This is a genomic window from Frankia sp. CgJB1 (genome assembly GCF_977947065.1).
The window spans coordinates 2,043-18,829 of sequence record NZ_CDWTNB010000075.1 but is presented as its reverse complement, the minus strand read 5'-3'; the positions used below and the strand labels follow the sequence as shown (position 1 = coordinate 18,829).

Below are 16,787 nucleotides of genomic sequence, written 5' to 3'. Positions count from 1 at the left end.
CCTAGCCGACTTCCCGGCCGCCGGCCGCCGCGTAGACTCCCACCCATGGGCCGGGTCCTTCTTGCCAAACCGCGCGGCTACTGCGCTGGTGTCGATCGAGCCGTCGTGACCGTGGAGAAAGCACTAGAGCTGTACGGTTCACCGGTCTACGTACGCAAACAAATCGTTCACAACCTTCATGTCGTGAAGACGCTGGAGGCCAAGGGTGCGATCTTCGTGGACGAAACCGACGAGGTGCCGCACGGCGCCACCGTCGTGTTTTCAGCCCATGGAGTAGCACCAACGGTGCACGAAGAGGCGGCGGCGCGCGAGCTCCGCACAATCGACGCCACGTGCCCGCTGGTCACCAAGGTGCATTCTGAAGCCAGGCGGTTCGCCCGCGAGGACTACGACATCCTCCTCATTGGCCACGAGGGCCACGAGGAGGTCGTCGGCACCACCGGGCAGGCTCCGGACCGCATCCACCTCGTGGACGGACCCGAGGACGCCGCCGGGGTGAAGGTCCGCGATCCGAAGCGGGTGGCCTTCCTCTCCCAGACCACGCTGTCCGTCGACGAGACGATGACGACGGTCGACGCGCTGCGCGAGCGCTTCCCGCACCTGCAGGGTCCACCGAGCGACGATATCTGCTACGCCACGCAGAACCGCCAGGTCGCCGTCAAGGAGATCGCCGGCGCGGTCGACCTGGTCATCGTCGTCGGCTCGCGGAACTCCTCAAACTCGGTCCGGTTGGTCGAGGTCGCGCTCGACGCCGGCGCGCCGGCCGCCTACCTCGTGGACGACTCCACCGAGGTGGACCTGAGCTGGTTCGATGGTGTCGAGACCGTCGGGGTCACCAGCGGCGCATCGGTGCCGGAGGAGCTCGTCACCGGCGTGATGGCCTGGCTCGCCGAGCGGGGCTTCACCGATGTGGAGGAGGTCACGTCCGCGGACGAGCACCTTCTCTTTGCGTTGCCGCCGGAGCTTCGCCGGGAGATGCGTACCCGCGAGCGCGCCGCCAGCTGAGCCCGGACCGCCCCTCACACCAGACTCGTCGGAGCCATCCTTCCCCGCATTGCGCCGAAGCCCCCGACGTTCCCCTATAGCCATTCTCACTGTCCCCGCATCACGCCGAAGGCCCCCGAGGCTCCCCCAGGAACCTCACCGAAGGCGAGGTAACGGAAACCCCGAACGGCGCCCTATGCCAGGGGTCCCCGCATTGCGCCGAAGGCGCCATGCGGGGGAGGCCCGACATGTCCTAAGGTCGGCCCTGGGGCCGCGTCCAGGCGGCATCTCGCCGGGACGCGGCCCCAGTGTGCGGTACAGGGCACGTGCAGTACAGGTCAAGGGCGACGAGCATCGGGAGAACGGGCGCATGAGCGAGCAGGAATACCGCATCGAGCACGACAGCATGGGTGACGTCCGGGTACCGGTCACGGCCCGGTGGCGGGCCCAGACGCAGCGGGCGGTGGAGAACTTTCCCGTCTCCGGCCAGCGGATCTCCCGCGCGCACATCGCGGCGCTCGCCCGGATCAAAGCCGCCGCCGCGACGGTGAACGCCAAGCTGGACGTGCTCGACGCGGACATCGCCGAGGCGATCGCCGATGCGGCCACGGAGGTGGCCCGTGGTGACTGGGACGACCAGTTCCCCCTGGACGTCTTCCAGACCGGCAGCGGCACCTCGTCCAACATGAACACCAACGAGGTGCTGGCCTCGCTCGCCTCCGAGCGCCTCGGCCGCCCGGTTCACCCGAACGACCACGTCAACGCCTCGCAGTCCTCGAACGACGTCTTTCCCTCATCGATCCACATCGCCGCCACCCAGGGCATCGTCGGCGACCTGATCCCGGCCCTGGAGCACCTTGCCACCGCGCTCGGTCGCAAGGAGACCGAGTTCGCCGACGTCGTGAAGTCCGGCCGGACCCATCTGATGGACGCGACCCCTGTGACACTCGGCCAGGAGTTCGGCGGGTACGCCGCCGCGGTCCGGCTCGGCGTCGAGCGCCTGCAGATGGCACTGCCCCGGATCGGAGAGCTGCCGCTCGGTGGGACAGCCGTCGGGACCGGCATCAACACCCCGCCCGGCTTCTCCGCCGCGGTAATCGAGGAACTGTCCGCCAGCACCGGTCTTCCCCTGACTGAGGCACGCAACCACTTCGAGGCGCAGGCCTCCCGGGACGGCCTCGTCGAGGCGTCCGGCGTGCTGCGGGTGATCGCCCTCTCGCTCTACAAGATTGCCAACGACCTGCGCTGGGCCTCGTCCGGCCCACGAGCCGGGCTCGGCGAGATCCGGCTGCCCGACCTCCAGCCCGGATCCTCGATCATGCCCGGCAAGGTCAATCCGGTCATTCCCGAGGCGGTCTGTCAGGTCGTCGCCCAGGTCGTCGGCAACGACGCGGCGGTCGCGTTCGGCGGCTCAGCCGGGAGCTTCGAGCTCAATGTCATGCTGCCGGTGATCGCACGTAACCTGCTGGAGTCGATCCACATCCTGTCGACGATCAGCCGGCTGTTCGCCGACCGTTGCATCGACGGCATCGTCGCCGACGTCGAACGCTGCCGCCGCTACGCCGAGTCCTCCCCCTCCATCGTGACGCCGCTGAACAAGTACATCGGCTACGAGGAGGCCGCGAAGGTCGCCAAGATCTCGCTCGCCGAGGAGAAGACCATTCGCGAGGTCGTTCTCGAGCGCGGTTACGTTGAGGCGGGCAAACTCACCGAGGCACAGCTCGACGCCGCGCTCGACGTGCTGTCGATGACCCACCCGTAGCCGAAGCTCGTCGGGCGGCCTCTCCCCCGACCGTCGCGTCTCCCGGACACCTCCGTGACCCACGGGGGTGTCCCGTCCCGACAGCGCGACCCGACAGGCGACGACCGACGGCGCGGCGGGAGCCGTGGAAGACCCCCCAGACAGCCTCCACGACCCCCGCTAGAGGTTTAACGGGCCGGCGGCGGATTGGTTACGGGTGGCGGGTGCCTCAATTTCACCTGCCGGCACGACGGCCCGGCCCGACAGCAGGGTCCGACGGCCTGGCGGCGCAAGTCCTCGACAGGTTCCCACCAGTTGGACTCGAAAAGCTCTCAACCGGAACCACACCGGCACATATGGCGGGCATGACGGCACACCTCGGCCATCACAGACGGGTTCGCGACACCTACCTCGAGTGATAATCCGCAGGTGAAGCGACTCCCGAGAAATTTCCCAGAAGAAATGGACGTAACAAGCACGGTCAACGTGCCGACCCGACCCGTCCGGCCGGATAGCCTCGGGTTCACCGGAGACCGATAGATTGCGGGGGATGTGACGATGTTCGACTACGACGTCCTCGTCATCGGATCCGGGCCGGGCGGGCAGAAGGCCGCGATCGCAGCGGCCAAGCTCGGCCGACGGGTCGCGATCGTCGACAAACGGGAAATGATCGGTGGTGTCAGCATCAATACTGGCACGATCCCGTCCAAGACGCTGCGGGAAGCGGTCCTTTATCTGACCGGCATGTCACAGCGTGAGCTGTACGGGTCGAGCTACCGGGTAAAGGATGACATCACCGTCGGTGACCTCTCGGCGCGGACCAGACATGTCATCAGCCGCGAGATCGACGTGATTCGCAACCAGCTCAGCCGTAACCACGTCACCCTGCTGACGGGACTGGCCAGCTTCGTCGATCCGCACACCGTGAACGTGCGGGCGGGCGGCGAGGACACCGAGGACCGCCGGATCCAGGCGGAAAGAATCATTATCGCCACGGGCACCCGCCCGGCGCGGCCGGACACGGTCGACTTCGACGGACGGACTGTCGTCGACAGCGACCAGATCCTGGCCCTGGAGAAACTGCCCCGGTCGATGGTCGTCGTCGGCGCCGGTGTGATCGGTATCGAATACGCCTCGATGTTCGCCGCGCTCGGCACGAAGGTAACCGTCGTCGAGCGCCGTGACCGGATGCTCGACTTCTGCGACCTCGAAATCGTCGAGGCGTTGAAGTACCAGCTCCGCGATCTTGCGGTGACCTTCCGTTTCCGCGAGTCGGTCGTCTCCGTGGAACGCCACAACGGCGGTACCCTCACCCTGCTCGAAAGCGGGCAGAAGCTCCCGGCGGACACAGTGATGTATTCGGCCGGGCGGCAGAGGCTCACCGACATCCTCAACCTTCCGGCGGCCGGCCTTTCCGCGGACAACCGCGGCCGGATCAAGGTTGGCTCGGACTTCCGCACGGAGGTCGACCACATCTACGCGGTCGGCGACGTGATCGGATTCCCCGCTCTCGCGGCGACGTCAATGGAACAGGGACGTCTCGCGGCCTACGCCGCCTGCGGCGAGGACGTCAACGCCATGCGGGCCGAGCTGATGCCGATTGGGATCTACACGATCCCGGAGATCTCCTATGTCGGCAGCACCGAGGACGAGCTGACCGAGCAGGCCATCCCGTTCGAGGTGGGCATTGCCCGGTACCGGGAGCTGGCCCGCGGAGCCATCCTCGGTGACTCGTACGGGATGCTGAAGCTACTGGTCAGCCCGGACGACCGGCGCCTTCTCGGGGTACACGTCTTCGGTACAGGAGCCACCGAACTCGTCCACATCGGACAGACTGTGATGGGCTGCGGCGGCACCATCGACTACCTCGTCGACAGCGTCTTCAACTATCCGACGCTCGCCGAGTCCTACAAGGTCGCGGCTCTGGACGCGATGAACAAGATGCGCGCGGTCGCCCGCTTCAGCGGCTGAATAGGCTCGGCGACATCCCGGTGTTCCACCGTGGTTACACCGGCAGGTGACGCCCCAGGAGCGCCCGTGCCACTCGATCCCGCCAGTCTCGATCTGCCGATCTGCCTAACCTGCGGGATCCAGTACGGTGCGGTCCGGGGCGACTGCCCGGTGTGCGAGGACGAACGGCAGTACGTCGGCTGGGACGGTCAGCGGTGGACCTCCCGGGCACGGCTGCGGGCCGCAGGATACCGCGGGGTACTGCGCCCCGAGGGGGACCGCGTGTTCGGCGTCGGCGCCGAACCGAAGATCTCCATCGGGCAGCGGGCCCTGTTGGTCCGCACGGACGAGGGCAACATCCTCTGGGACTGCGTGCCCTTCCTCGACGACGATCTCGCGGGTCAGGTTGATGCGCTCGGCGGCATCCGCGCCATCGCCGTCAGCCACCCGCACTTCTACGGCGCCATGGTGGACTGGAGTCACGCCTTCGGCGGAGTGCCGATCTACATCCACGCCGCCGACGCCGCCTGGATCGGCCGGACCGGCGATGCGATCGTGCTCTGGTCCGGCGACACCCACCAGATCGGCCCGGGGCTGACCCTCGTCAACGGCGGTGTGCACTTCGCCGGTGGCACGGTCCTGCATTGGGCGGACGGGGAGAACGGGCGCGGTGCGCTGTTCTCCGGCGACATCCTGCAGGTGGTGCAGGACCGGCGGTGGGTGAGCTTCATGTACAGCTACCCGAACTACATCCCGGAACGGCCCGGGGCGGTCCGGCGGGCGGTCGCGCTCCTCGAACCCTTCGATTTCGAGGTCGTCTACGGCGCGTTCTGGCAGGCGATCGTCCGCGCCGGCGGTCGGGCCGCCGTGCGCCGCTCCGCCGAGCGCTATCTGCGGTTCGTGGCGGACGACACGCCCCAGGGACCGGTTCCACCCGAGTCCCGGGCTCCTTGCCCCACGACGTCATAAGCCGACGAAAGGTAAGCCGCTATTACCGGATCGGGCCGGCTAATGGCGGGCAAGCATAGGCTGATCAGGGTGAAGCTGTCCTCGTTCTGCCCGCGCTACCACCATGCCGTCGAGACCATTGGGCGGCGCTGGACCGGGGCCATCGTGCGCGCGATGCTGGCCGGCGCAACCCGGTTCTCCGAGATCACGACGGCGGTGCCCAACCTGTCCGACCGGCTCTGTTCCGTGCGGCTGAGAGAACTTGAAGCCGAAGGGATGGTCAGACGCACCGTCGTCCCGGATACGCCCGCGCGGACCGAGTACCACCTGACCGCGAAGGGAGCGGACCTCGCAGACACGGTCGCGGCCCTCTCCCTCTGGGCCGAGACCTGGCTCCCCGACCCATGCTGCTGACCCGCCCTGGCGGCCCGCCCTGCTGGCCTAGGGCTACTCGGCACCCCGGCTGGATCAGGCCCGCATGGGTCCGGTCAGCGCACCAGCCCGGCCTGCTGGAACGCCCTGGTCAGCTTCGCGCCCAGCTGGCCGGAAATCTGCTCGGGCGCCACCCACCGAACCTGCGTCGTGGCGCTCTCCCGCACCGCGAGGCTGCGGTCCTCGACGTGGAAGAGATAGGTCATGTCGTAGTGCACGTGCTCGGGTTCACCGAGGATCGGCGCGGCGTCGACGATTCCGACCTCCACGTCGAACGGGAGGATCCCGCCCGGGATCACCGCGTCGGCCTCGACACCTGCCCGGCGCGCGGCGAGCCCGAGCGCAGCGCCGAGCAGCGAGAAGTCGTCGGCATCTACATGACCGCCGGGCATCCGCCAGACCGCGGTGGACGGCTCCAGGATCTCCAGCACCCGCCAGTCCGGGGACACGATCGCGGCTCGGCACGTGACGTGGGCCGGCATCGTGCTACGGGCTGTGATGGATGGCCCGTGCAGAGCCAGCACGACCAAGGACCGCATGAGGTCCACTTCATCCGGGTTTGCCTCGATGTAGCCCAAGGCCACACCGATCACCGCGTTGTTGGTGACCGCCACGCTTAAGGAACGTACAGGCATCGGGCGCCGATCACGGCGCACTGGGACGGGACACACCGAAACTCGTGTCGCATCGACATCCTCACTTACAGTGATAAAAAAGGTAGCAGAACGGACCGAATCGGAATTCCGACAGCTAGAAAGGGGGCTTCACCCGCGAGGGGATCCACCACCAGCCGAGGAAGGCGGAAGCTGGAAGCAGTGGCACCAACACCCCAGGTAGTCGCCACCCCCATGCGACCCATCCCCTTCTTGCGATTACGGAAGGTAGTTGTTGGTACCGGAGTGCCGCCCCGCCCATCCCTTCGCGTCCAGCCCCCTCGGGGCGACCATCACCATCGATCCCGCCAAGGACTAAGCGGACAAACAGGGCAAGCAACATCCGCCGTGCGGATACCCGGCGACTAACCCCTCAAACCTCACCTATGACACAAATCCGAAAGCTCGGCCGCCCCGACGCACGATCTCGACCCCCGACCCGACGTGATGCTCAGGTGTGCTCCCCCGGGTGGCGACGCACCGACCGCACCCCCACGCAGGCCACCCCCACGCAGGCAATGACGCTGAGCCGACACCGCCACGCGGCGTGCACCGTCCGCGACTAAGGTCGACAGCATGGATCCGAAAGATCCGGGAATCAAACACCTGGACAGATCCACAGTGATGATCTACCGTCCGCCCGCGGGACCCCTGTCCCGCCGATCGGACCGAGCAGGAGGACCAGCCGTGCGGGAGAACCTCACCCTTGACGAACCACGCCGAGGGATCCGGTCCGGCCGAACCATGACGCTGCTTCCGGGGCTGGTCCTCGCGGGAATGGTCGCGCTGACCGCCGGTTGCGGGGGGTCCGACGACATCGGTGTGCCGCCCTCCGTCAGCACACCGACCCTGCCGACGTCGATCCCCACCGCGCTGCCGAGCGGGCTGCCCACCTCGCTGCCGGGGGTGGGAAGGATCGACGCCGTCAGCGGCGCGGATGCCCTGCGTGGCACGAATGTCCCCCCCGATTTCCCGGTGCCGCCCGGGGCCACCGTGAAGGTTGGCACGACCACCGGGAAGACGTCGACAGTGACGCTGGGCGGGGTGTCCAGCAACGGGGTGGCCACCTTCTACCGGCAGACCCTGCCTGGCGCCGGCTATAAGATCACAACGGATGTGGGGATTCCGGGAGTCGCCAGAGCCATCCAGTTCAACGGGCACGGCGTCAACGGGAGTATCGGGGCCGCGGGGGTCGGTAACACCGACGGCGTCGCCGTGGTATTCACCAAGCAGTAGCCCCCCGGGGGATCGCGGCCGGGCTCACCCGGACACGACCGGCCGCTGCGGAAGACCGAACTGCGAGCGATCGAGCTGCGGAAGATCGAAATGCCGGCGGATCTCCGCCTGCACCTCGCGCGGCGGGTGCCTGGCGTCCACGACGGCCACGAACTCCTTGCGTTGGAAGATCTCCATGACCGGTCGGGTCTTCTCGTGGTACTCCCGCAGGCGGACGGCCAGCGCCTGCGGGTTGTCGTCGGCCCGGGTCAGCAGCGGCGCTCCGCACACGTCGCAGGTGTCCGGCACCTGCGGCCTACTGGCGATCAGGTTGTAGTCCAGGCCGCACCGCGAGCAGAACCGGCGGGCGAGCACCCGCCGGTAGACCTCGTCGTCGGGGAGGTCGAGGTAGATGACCCCGTCGATGTCGTAGCTCTCCAGGAAGAACTCGGCCTGCCGTGCGTTGCGCGGGAACCCGTCGATGATGAACCCATAGTTCCAGTCGTGCTCGGCCAGCCGGGAGCGCACCACTGACTCGACGAGATCGTCCCCGACCAGGTGACCGGCCGCCACGATGCGTTTGACCTGGGCACCGAGTTTGGTGTGATTCTGCACGTTCCAGCGGAAGACGTCGCCGACGCTGATGTGGACCAGGTCGAAGTCCCGAGCCATCATCGTTGCCTGGGTTCCCTTGCCGCTGCCCTGCACGCCCATGATGACGAACTTGCGCACGCCGACTCCCGCTCGTTCCTCCGCCCCCAGCTGTCCCACCGGCCTCTCCGTCGCGACGTTATCCGCCATGGAGATCACTAGGGGTTTCCGCGGCCCAGCGGTGGCGGGTACGTCATGACACCCGCACGGCCGACCGGCGGGCTGTCCGCAGCCCAACCCGGACCGATGCACGGCGACAATGCCGTAAAGAGCAGGATGTCAGGATGTGTGGGGATCGGGGGATCGGGGGATCGGGGGATCGGGGGATCGGGGGATCGCGGAACGGGCCGCGGCGGCGACGATCCCGGATTCTAGGAGGGAACGCGGGTGTCAAGGGGACTGCGTCAGACGCTCGGCGCCAGCTTGGCCGCCACCGTGCTGGCGGTGGGGCTCGCGGCGTGCGGTTCCGGGGACAAGGCACCGGCTCCACCCGCGGAGATCGTCCTCAACCGGGGGCAGGACTCGTCGATCCCCTTCCGCACCGAGGCCGACGGCGAGGTGCTCCTGGACGTCACCACCACCGCCCCAGGGATCTCCTGGGGCTCCCCGGGCGGCGAGTCCGCGGTGTTGTCGCTCTACGTCGACACCGCCTACGCCACCGACCTCGTGATCCCCACCTCCTTCCCGATCAAGCGCAGCCTCGCGCTGGGTCACCTGGCCGCCGGCAAGCACACCCTGCGGACGCTGTTCGCCGCGGACCGGTCGCCCCGCAACGCCGCCACGGCGCGCCTGACCGATCTGACCTTCCGCACCGTCACGCCGCAGGACAACGGCTACCAGGCCCTGGCCCACGCGCCGGTGATCTACGGCCGGACGGCACCGGCCGCCACCGCGAATCCGATGGCCGGCGGGCCGTTCCAGAACGCCGTCACCGACACCCCACTGCTCGCCTTCCACTCCGAAGCGCCAACCGCGATCGCCGGTCATCGCCTGCTGACCTACTCGATGGTGTGGAGCAACGAGGACGAAGGCACCCCGACCCCGGCCCTGATGGCGTTCTGGGGGCGGACCACCGACATCGAGTGGACCTACCAAGTCGAGATCGACGCCACCGGCAACGCCATCCCCGGCAGCGCCGTGATCCAGGGTCCGGAGCACACGTCGCAGCCGTTCACCGGCCGGTACGAGGGCACGCACCCGCTGCTCGGGACCTGCACGCGCAGCAACAGCATGTGCCAGAACACCAACGGCCCGATGCGGTTCGCCCTGTCGGCCGCGGACACCCTCGACCCGAACGCCGAGGCCCCTGAACGGGAGATGGACCGCAACCCGTGGACCTACTGGGTGATGTCCCAGGAGGTCGCCCGGGAGGGCAAGGTCGCCGACGCCCCGGTCCCGAACTCGCGCACCCGGATCAGCGACCCGCGTAACTACCTGTACCTGATCGTCCGGAAGAACACGGTCGGCACACCGAACACCGCCGACGCCTGGGTCGGGCTGTCGGTCGGGGTGCGGCTCGCCGGCAACCCCGAGACCTACCGGTCGAACAAGACCTACCCTGCCTGGTCCATCGAACGGGACGCGCCGGCCGCCACGGCCGTCGAACTCCCGCCCGGGCCGGTCGCGGAGGACATCGCGTCCATCCAGGCGACCCGGGTCGTCGGTGCGGGTGCCGACACCGGTGCGCGCATCCAGGTCGACTCGATCGAGCGGGCGTTCCTGCTGGGTCCGGACGGCCTGCCGCAGCAGTCGTTCCTGTTCACGCCGACGAAGGTGACCCTGACCGCCGCCGCGCCGACCGCGACCCTGTTCCGCCGTTCGCAGGGCGGCTCCTGATCCCGTCCGGGGTTCCCTGATTCCGTGGTGGACCCTCACCCACGTGTGGTGGACCCCGGGGTGTGCATCGCTCCCAGGGTCCGACCGTGCGCCCCGGCCCGCTCGGGGGTCTCGGCTGGCGCCGGGCGCACGGCGGCCGTCGGCATGCTGTCGAGCGTCCGCACGTCCCGACCGACGGGCAGCTGGGCGATGCTGCCGACGATGGCGGTCGGCCGGTAGGGAAACCGGTCGACGTCGGTGATGGACGTGATGCCCGACAGCACCAGCACGGTGTCCATTCCGGCCTCCAGGCCGGCGACGACGTCGGTGTCCATCCGGTCGCCGATCACCACGGTGGTCTCGCTGTGCGCGGACAGGGTGTTCAGCGCACTGCGCATCATCAACGGGTTCGGCTTGCCGACAAAGTACGGTGTGACGCCGGTCGCCCGGGTGATCATCGCCGCGACCGCCCCGGTGGCGGGCAGGAGACCCTCCACCGAGGGACCGGTGGGATCGGGATTCGTCGCGATGAAGCGTGCGCCGTCGCGCACCAGCCGTACCGCTTTGGTGATTGCCTCAAAGCTGTAGGTCCGAGTCTCCCCGAGGACGACGTAATCGGGTGACCGGTCGCTGAGGACGTAGCCGATGTCGTGCAGCGCCGTGGTCAGGCCCGCTTCGCCGACGACGTACGCCGATCCCTGGGGGCGTTGGGTGTGTAGGAAGAGCGCGGTGGCGAGGGCCGAGGTCCAGATCCGCTCCGGCGGGATTGTGAGTCCAGCGCCAGCCAGTCGGGCGGACAGGTCGCGGGCCGTGTAGATCGAGTTGTTGGTCAGCACGAGAAAACCCAGGCCTGCCGCGCTGATCCCGGCCAGAAAGGCATCCGCGCCCGGAATGGGATGTTCCTCATGGACCAGAACACCGTCCATGTCGATGAGATAGTTCTCGATCAGATGCTCCGCCATGACCCCCGATTCTCCCCGCCGGCGCTCGATGCCGTCTGCCGGGTGGTCCCCACTCGGCACCATGATGGGGCCCACCCGGCCCGGACGATCCGGCGGGTTCGGTCGCCTCGCCTCACCTCGCCGGGTTCGGGTGATCCCGTCTCACAGCACCGCGATGGCGGCGATCTCCGGTTCGGTGGGCGACATCAGATACAGGGATGGGACGATGAGCCAGTCGGCGAATCCCCCGTCGCAGGCGTAGGCCTGCGCATGGCCGGGCGACCGGAACGGGCCGATTACTCCCTGCACCTGCCAGGTCCCCTGCTCCAGGACGATGATCGCCCAGCTGCCCGTCCGGTCCGGTGCGGGTGTCCCCCACTCCGACTCCGACAAGTCCATCACATAGTCCATCTGTGCCCCTTCGCGAACGTCCCTCACCGGTATTCACCAAGCCGCGGGGTGGTAAAGCACCCGGGATATCTTGACGCTTTCACGCAGCTTTGCGCATCGAAACGCCGGATGTCGACCTGGGTCGGTCCGGGATCCTCCGCCGGCAACGGCCGGGTGCGTCCCGTTCGTACATCCGTGAGTACATCGCCGAGCCGGCCGGGAGCGGAACGCAGATGTGTGTGACGAAAATCGAAGTTCCCGTGTGGGGATCCCCTTGGGAGGGAGGAGAAGACGGTGCGTTTTCCCGCACCGACACTCGGGTGATGTCGCAAGCCGGTACTTTGCCCGCTGCCCGCGCTCGCGGTCGTGCAGCCGCATCTACCGCCGCGCATACCGCCGGTCCGGCGTATTGCTATGGCGGTGGCCGGGACAGCCGCCCCGGAGCCGCAGAGCCCCGGAGCCCATTTGGCGGTGCCCGTCTGGCGCTGCCCGTCTGGTGGTGCCCCTCGCGGTGTGCCCCTTTGGTGGTGCCCCCCCGCGGGGCCTCTTCGGTGCCCCCGCGGCGCCTCGGTGCCGCAGCGGGAGGTTGAACCGGGTACGTGGGACGCCGGGCGTCGCGTCACCGGCGCGGTCGGGAGTCGCTCCCGACGCAACGTCAGGATTGAGCTGTGCGTCTGCTTTGTCGCTGACTTCTTGCTATCTGGGGGACCCGTGAGCCGGCGCCGGAGCGACTACCGCACCTGGGAGGGAACTGACCAGGGAGGAACGTCGACGCGGGCCGGCAGTTCTTTCCGTGGTCGGGGTCGTGGCGGTGGTCGTGGTGTTCCTCGTCGTCGGGTCCGGTGGCGGGGCCGGTGCGGCGGCACCGCCAACCACCGACGTCAAGGCCCGGCTCACGTCCTGGTACGCCACCACCGCCCAGGTCCGTTCGGAGGTCGTGCGGGCGGTCAACGCGGTACGGGCCGACATTCAGGCGGCGGACGGCATGTCGCTGAAACCGGCCTGCGCCGACCTGGGGCGGGCCGTCGACCGCATCGGACCTCTGGGCCTCCCGCCCGTCAAGAGCGTGAGCAGGAGTTGGACCGAAGGCGCCGGTGCCTACGCCCAGGCGGTCACGGCGTGCGGGAACCTGTTCGACGGCACACCCGTCCCCCCGCCGGTGCTGCTGCAGCGCACGACCGACGCCCTCAACGCCGGCGACGGGCACTGGACCATGCTCGTCGCCCAGATCGGGGCCCCGGCGCAGATCGTTCCCACCGGCTGAGCGCACCCGGCCGGCCGCTCGCCGGACGACTCGGCCCGCACGTCCTGTCAAACTCGGCTACGTGGACTTCTTCCCGGGCTTTGAGCGCGATGCCCGACCCGCGTGACCTCGACGACGCCCTGCGGTCGGTCCGACCGGCGAGCGAGGACGACGTCGACGTGATGCGCGACATCGAGCGGGCCGCCGGAGTGCTGTTCGCCGGGATTGGGATGACCGACATCGCCGGACATTCTCCGCTTTCAGCCGAGAAGCTGGCGGAGTATGTCGCCGGGGGGCGGGCCTGGGTGAGCGACGGCCCGGTGGGGGTCGCGGTGGGCTACGCCCTCGCCGACGTCCTCCCCACGGACACCCTCCCCACGGACGTCCCCGAGCCCGGGCCGGGGACCGACGGCGCGCCGCCACGCGTGGGGACTCCGGCGGCGAGTGTCCATCTCGAACAGCTCTCGGTGCGTCCGGAGCACGGGAGGTCGGGTCGGGGCCGGGCGCTGAGCCTGAGCGTGAGCGATTATGCACGCTCCCGTCGTGTGCGGAGGGTGACGTTGTCGACCTTCCGGACGGTGCCGTGGAACGGTCCGTTGTATGCGCGGTGAGGCTTCCGGGAACTGGTGGCGGCCGAGATGACCCCGGCGCTCGCCGACCTCGTCGCGCACGAGAGAGAGCTCGGCCTCGCCCCGAACTCCCGCATGCTGATGGCCATCGATCTCGACTGAGCGCCGGACCGGTGGGACCCGCGGACGACCCGCGGCTACGACCGGGTCCGCGGCAACCTCGACCGGCACGGGACGTACGCCTTGTCGGCGTTCCTCGGCGAGTAGGTCTATACGGCTGTGCGTGGACCGGCCAGTCCCGTGGGACCGTCCTACCGGTCTGACAGGCCGTGCCACGGCACCGGACGGCCAACACCGACATGCAATAATTACCTCTTTTGGCCGATGAGCGAAACCGTCGGACCTCTGTGGCTTACTTTGGGCGGTGAGCCTGGAGGAGGAACCTATGTTGCGGAACGTGATCAAGCCGACCCGGGAGGAGCTTGAGGCGCACCGGAAGTCGATCTTGGATCGATATCGGCCTGACCGCTGACGAGCTTCGAGCCCGCTGCGACGCCTACGCGCTCACCGGCGACGAGTTCGAGGCACTCACCGAGCTGGAAAAGATCGACTACCTACTTGGTTGCGCACTGGCAGTTCCACGCGGAGCGCGGTGCATTCAGTGCCCTCCTTGCACATGCCGGCAAGAAAACGCCGCATGACTTGGCGCCCCTCCATCTTCCTGTGGGCGGGGCGCGGATGCGACCGTGTCTCGAGGACTTCATCCAGTTCCTGACTTCTGAATGCAGCTTCGATGCAAAGGAGGGTTGGCGCGCGGTCGTCGAGGCTGGCCGGATCCGTTGGCGTCAGCGTCAGATCGGCGCCCTGGTCCGCGATGCTCCCGAGGAAGCGATCCGGGTCTTGGAAGAGAACGGCTACGTAGTCACCCGCAGTAACGACCCGCTCGTGGGCAATGCGGAGAAGCTCGCCCGCTGGTGATGCTCCGGGCACGTCGCTGTGGCAGGTAGAGCAGGGCTCAGGCTGAACTTGTCTCGCAGCACAGCGCGCGGACCTGCGGACTACCCGCGACATGCATCCGTTGCCCACGTTGCGCGTCGTCGCCACCGCCTCGACGGTTAGACGCCGTCCTCCTGTAGCTTGCCGCTCCATATGTCGGTAGCAGGGGGCTGCAATGCGGATGCGGGGACCACGCATGTCGTTAGGTCTGGGAGGTTTCAACCTCTCCGGGCCGAGGATCGGCTTTGGTGGCGGCTGGGGTGGCGGGGGTCTGATCGGCTCACTCACCCAATTCTGCGTGGCGATGATCAAGCTCTGCATATTGATGGCGTGGTTCTCGGCGCTGCTCAGCTTGCAGCGCAGCACGATTACCGGGTTGGGCCACGGCCTGCCAGGCGCCTCGTCCATGCCGTCAGGATGGCCCGGCCGGCGCGGCCGCGCCGTATCCTTCGCGTGGGCTCCGGCATGGGTACCCGGCAGCTCAGGCTCTGGAGGTTGCCCCACGCCGGGTGTTCCACTCGGCTCGGCTGATCGCATAGACGTTGTTCGCCCTCCATGGACCGACGTCAGCCACCTCCCGGAAGGTCATCCCAAGCTTGCGCGCGATCGCGTTTATCCCCGCGTTCTCCTGGTGCGTCGCCGTGATGAGCTCGTCGACGGGCAGCCGCTGGAAGCCGAAGTCGAGCGCTGCCCGGATCGCCTCGGTGCCAAGCCCTTGGCCCCAGCGATCGCGGCGGATCGACACCGCGACCTCGACTTCCGGCCAGCCGTCCGCGAAGTACGTCCCGGCCCGACCGAGGAACTCCCCCGTCTCCCGATCCTCGACCGCCCACATGCCATGACCGCGGATCACCCACATGCCGATGAGATGGGTGACGAGACGCTCTGTTCCGGCCGCGCCGAAGGTGCCGTCGAGATACCACATCGTCTCAGGGTCGGCGTTCATCGCCGCGTACGGTTCAAGGTCCGCGGCCCGCCAACCACGCAGACCCAGCCGATCCGTGACGACCGTCGGTATCTCGAAGACGGACGGGGCGTCGTAGACGAAGGTCATACGTGGCCTCCGGTCAACGCAAGCCGCGGCCGGGCTTTCCATCGGTCCCAAAAGTCCCATACGGGCTCCACCGCCGGGTAAGAGCCGAACCCGGCGGCCACTTCGACGACCCGCGCGGAAACAGACGCGGTAGGACTGGCATCCAACAACGCAACAGCACGCCCGGCGACTGTCGCGGCCTCGTCGACCGCTGGCCGCTCGCGGTTGGTAAGGCTCCAGGCAAGCGCTAGCAACGCATTCCCGTAATCCTCATATCCGGTAGCGCGGTCGGTCTCGTAAGCGACGACGGCTCGACGGGCGATCGGATCGGCCTCGATACCGGCGCCGATGCGAGCGAGCACGCCGGCCTCGAACATGGCCGCGGTCGCCTGCCCGAACGGGCTGCACCCCGGCTGCAACGGTAGATCTGTCACCGAGGTGCGCATCCGGTTCAACGCCGCCCGGGTGCCGCCGACATCGCCGAGCGCGCCGAGCGCCCGCGCTTCGTACGCGGCCATACGGGCACGGGTGTACGGGCCGTCGGCCACCGCGGCGGTCCGCTGCGCCGCGGTGGCCGCTTCCCGGTAGCGCCGGCCGTAGAACGCCAGCGTGGACAGCATCTCTCCCACTGACGCGGCCATCACGACATCGTTGGTCTGCTCGGCATGCTCACCCGCGAGGCGCACGAACCGGCGGGCGGTGACGGTGTCACCGAGGTTGAACGCCAGCCTGCACAGCATGTACGAGGCGTAGCCAGCCGCAACAGTCAGTTGCACCTGCGACCGTGCACGGGCACCGCCGCTACGCAGGAGTGTGTGTGTGCCGACTCCCAGGTTCTCCACACCTTCGGCGCGAGCTGGTGATGCGGCTCGATGGTGAACGCGGTAGCATGGTTGTTAATCGAGTCGTCGATCTCGTCGAGGGTCAGAACATCCGGTCCGGATGTCGTCCACTGCCGGTAGGTCTCTGCTGCAACGAGCCCTGCCGCGGCGAACTCGAAGACCTGTCACCTGTCCGTCGTGACCATCTCCTCTTCCGCCGTCTGCTGTTCAGCGTCCACGGCGGTTCCCGTCCCGGCAACTTCCTCCAAGCCCCGGAGTCGTTGTGCGGCTTGGGCGGCCCGGATTCGCTCTCCCAGGTCGGTCAGCTCGCTGCCGGTTCCGAAGACCTTGTCCAGGGCTGCGAGGACGTGGCCTGCCGGCAGCGGCCCCGCGTTGCGGATCCAG

16 protein-coding genes and 1 pseudogene are annotated in these 16,787 nt (G+C 68.2%); 10 read left to right on the top strand and 7 right to left on the bottom strand.

Translation table 11 applies throughout. The annotated features are described in order from the left end of the window. Positions 1-45: 45 nt before the first annotated feature. The 5 genes from AC08OT_RS10615 to AC08OT_RS10595 all read left to right on the top strand — a co-directional run bounded on the left by AC08OT_RS10615 (position 46) and on the right by AC08OT_RS10595 (position 6,037). Positions 46-1,005, top strand: a complete 960-nt coding sequence (locus tag AC08OT_RS10615) for a 4-hydroxy-3-methylbut-2-enyl diphosphate reductase (RefSeq protein WP_462187141.1) — start codon at positions 46-48, stop codon at positions 1,003-1,005. Positions 1,006-1,354: 349 nt separating this feature from the next. Next, positions 1,355-2,746: a class II fumarate hydratase gene (locus AC08OT_RS10610; RefSeq protein ID WP_476593912.1), complete on the top strand. Its 1,392-nt coding sequence runs from the start codon at positions 1,355-1,357 to the stop codon at positions 2,744-2,746. Positions 2,747-3,283: 537 nt separating this feature from the next. Next, on the top strand, positions 3,284-4,696 hold the full coding sequence (gene sthA / locus AC08OT_RS10605; protein WP_476593911.1) for a Si-specific NAD(P)(+) transhydrogenase: 1,413 nt from the start codon (positions 3,284-3,286) through the stop codon (positions 4,694-4,696). 66 nt (positions 4,697-4,762) lie between these two features. Beyond that, positions 4,763-5,644, top strand: a complete 882-nt coding sequence (locus AC08OT_RS10600; RefSeq protein ID WP_476593910.1) for an MBL fold metallo-hydrolase — start codon at positions 4,763-4,765, stop codon at positions 5,642-5,644. 69 nt (positions 5,645-5,713) lie between these two features. After that, a complete protein-coding gene (locus tag AC08OT_RS10595; RefSeq protein WP_476593909.1) occupies positions 5,714-6,037 on the top strand; it encodes a winged helix-turn-helix transcriptional regulator in 324 nt (107 codons plus the stop codon). Positions 6,038-6,111: 74 nt separating this feature from the next. Here the strand turns inward: AC08OT_RS10595 and AC08OT_RS10590 are convergent, their stop codons facing one another. Further along, positions 6,112-6,669, bottom strand: coding sequence for an NUDIX hydrolase (locus AC08OT_RS10590; protein ID WP_476596169.1), 558 nt, complete (start codon positions 6,667-6,669; stop codon positions 6,112-6,114). A 783-nt stretch (positions 6,670-7,452) separates the two neighbouring features. Between AC08OT_RS10590 and AC08OT_RS10585 the strand changes: the two genes are divergently transcribed. Continuing rightward, positions 7,453-7,944: a hypothetical protein gene (locus tag AC08OT_RS10585; protein WP_476593907.1), complete on the top strand. Its 492-nt coding sequence runs from the start codon at positions 7,453-7,455 to the stop codon at positions 7,942-7,944. Positions 7,945-7,968: 24 nt separating this feature from the next. Here the strand turns inward: AC08OT_RS10585 and AC08OT_RS10580 are convergent, their stop codons facing one another. Next, positions 7,969-8,655, bottom strand: a complete 687-nt coding sequence (locus tag AC08OT_RS10580) for an adenylate kinase family protein (RefSeq protein ID WP_462189170.1) — start codon at positions 8,653-8,655, stop codon at positions 7,969-7,971. Between the two features lie 306 nt (positions 8,656-8,961). Between AC08OT_RS10580 and AC08OT_RS10575 the strand changes: the two genes are divergently transcribed. Continuing rightward, a complete protein-coding gene (locus AC08OT_RS10575) occupies positions 8,962-10,410 on the top strand; it encodes a hypothetical protein (protein ID WP_476596433.1) in 1,449 nt (482 codons plus the stop codon). A gap of 35 nt (positions 10,411-10,445) precedes the next feature. Here the strand turns inward: AC08OT_RS10575 and AC08OT_RS10570 are convergent, their stop codons facing one another. Continuing rightward, on the bottom strand, positions 10,446-11,351 hold the full coding sequence (locus tag AC08OT_RS10570; protein WP_476602771.1) for an HAD-IIA family hydrolase: 906 nt from the start codon (positions 11,349-11,351) through the stop codon (positions 10,446-10,448). Between the two features lie 141 nt (positions 11,352-11,492). Beyond that, entirely contained in the window at positions 11,493-11,768 is a 276-nt protein-coding gene (locus tag AC08OT_RS10565; protein WP_476602770.1) for a hypothetical protein, read from the bottom strand. A gap of 745 nt (positions 11,769-12,513) precedes the next feature. Here AC08OT_RS10565 and AC08OT_RS10560 point away from each other — a divergent pair. From AC08OT_RS10560 to AC08OT_RS10550, 3 genes are all read left to right on the top strand, one after another. Next, entirely contained in the window at positions 12,514-12,984 is a 471-nt protein-coding gene (locus tag AC08OT_RS10560) for a hypothetical protein (protein WP_476594408.1), read from the top strand. Positions 12,985-13,073: 89 nt separating this feature from the next. Next, positions 13,074-13,574: a GNAT family N-acetyltransferase gene (locus AC08OT_RS10555; RefSeq protein ID WP_476602769.1), complete on the top strand. Its 501-nt coding sequence runs from the start codon at positions 13,074-13,076 to the stop codon at positions 13,572-13,574. Between the two features lie 576 nt (positions 13,575-14,150). Beyond that, positions 14,151-14,510, top strand: a complete 360-nt coding sequence (locus AC08OT_RS10550) for a hypothetical protein (RefSeq protein WP_476594406.1) — start codon at positions 14,151-14,153, stop codon at positions 14,508-14,510. Between the two features lie 499 nt (positions 14,511-15,009). Here AC08OT_RS10550 and AC08OT_RS10545 read toward each other — a convergent pair whose 3' ends face one another. From AC08OT_RS10545 to AC08OT_RS10535, 3 genes and pseudogenes are all read right to left on the bottom strand, one after another. Continuing rightward, positions 15,010-15,582: a GNAT family N-acetyltransferase gene (locus AC08OT_RS10545; protein ID WP_476594691.1), complete on the bottom strand. Its 573-nt coding sequence runs from the start codon at positions 15,580-15,582 to the stop codon at positions 15,010-15,012. Then, positions 15,579-16,337, bottom strand: coding sequence for a hypothetical protein (locus tag AC08OT_RS10540; RefSeq protein WP_476594690.1), 759 nt, complete (start codon positions 16,335-16,337; stop codon positions 15,579-15,581). The genes AC08OT_RS10545 and AC08OT_RS10540 overlap by 4 nt, the downstream gene beginning before the upstream one ends. Before the next feature lie 230 nt (positions 16,338-16,567). Beyond that, a pseudogene (locus AC08OT_RS10535) lies at positions 16,568-16,787 on the bottom strand (hypothetical protein); the annotation flags it as partial.

Excerpts from the sequence above, each read along its gene's own strand:
- AC08OT_RS10555 (WP_476602769.1), top strand. The coding sequence starts at position 13,074 with ATGCCCGACCCGCGTGACCTCGACGACGCCCTGCGGTCGGTCCGACCG.
- sthA (WP_476593911.1), top strand. The coding sequence starts at position 3,284 with ATGTTCGACTACGACGTCCTCGTCATCGGATCCGGGCCGGGCGGGCAG.
- AC08OT_RS10610 (WP_476593912.1), top strand. The coding sequence starts at position 1,355 with ATGAGCGAGCAGGAATACCGCATCGAGCACGACAGCATGGGTGACGTC.
- AC08OT_RS10545 (WP_476594691.1), bottom strand. The coding sequence starts at position 15,582 with ATGACCTTCGTCTACGACGCCCCGTCCGTCTTCGAGATACCGACGGTC.
- AC08OT_RS10570 (WP_476602771.1), bottom strand. The coding sequence starts at position 11,351 with ATGGCGGAGCATCTGATCGAGAACTATCTCATCGACATGGACGGTGTT.
- AC08OT_RS10585 (WP_476593907.1), top strand. The coding sequence starts at position 7,453 with ATGACGCTGCTTCCGGGGCTGGTCCTCGCGGGAATGGTCGCGCTGACC.
- AC08OT_RS10615 (WP_462187141.1), top strand. The coding sequence starts at position 46 with ATGGGCCGGGTCCTTCTTGCCAAACCGCGCGGCTACTGCGCTGGTGTC.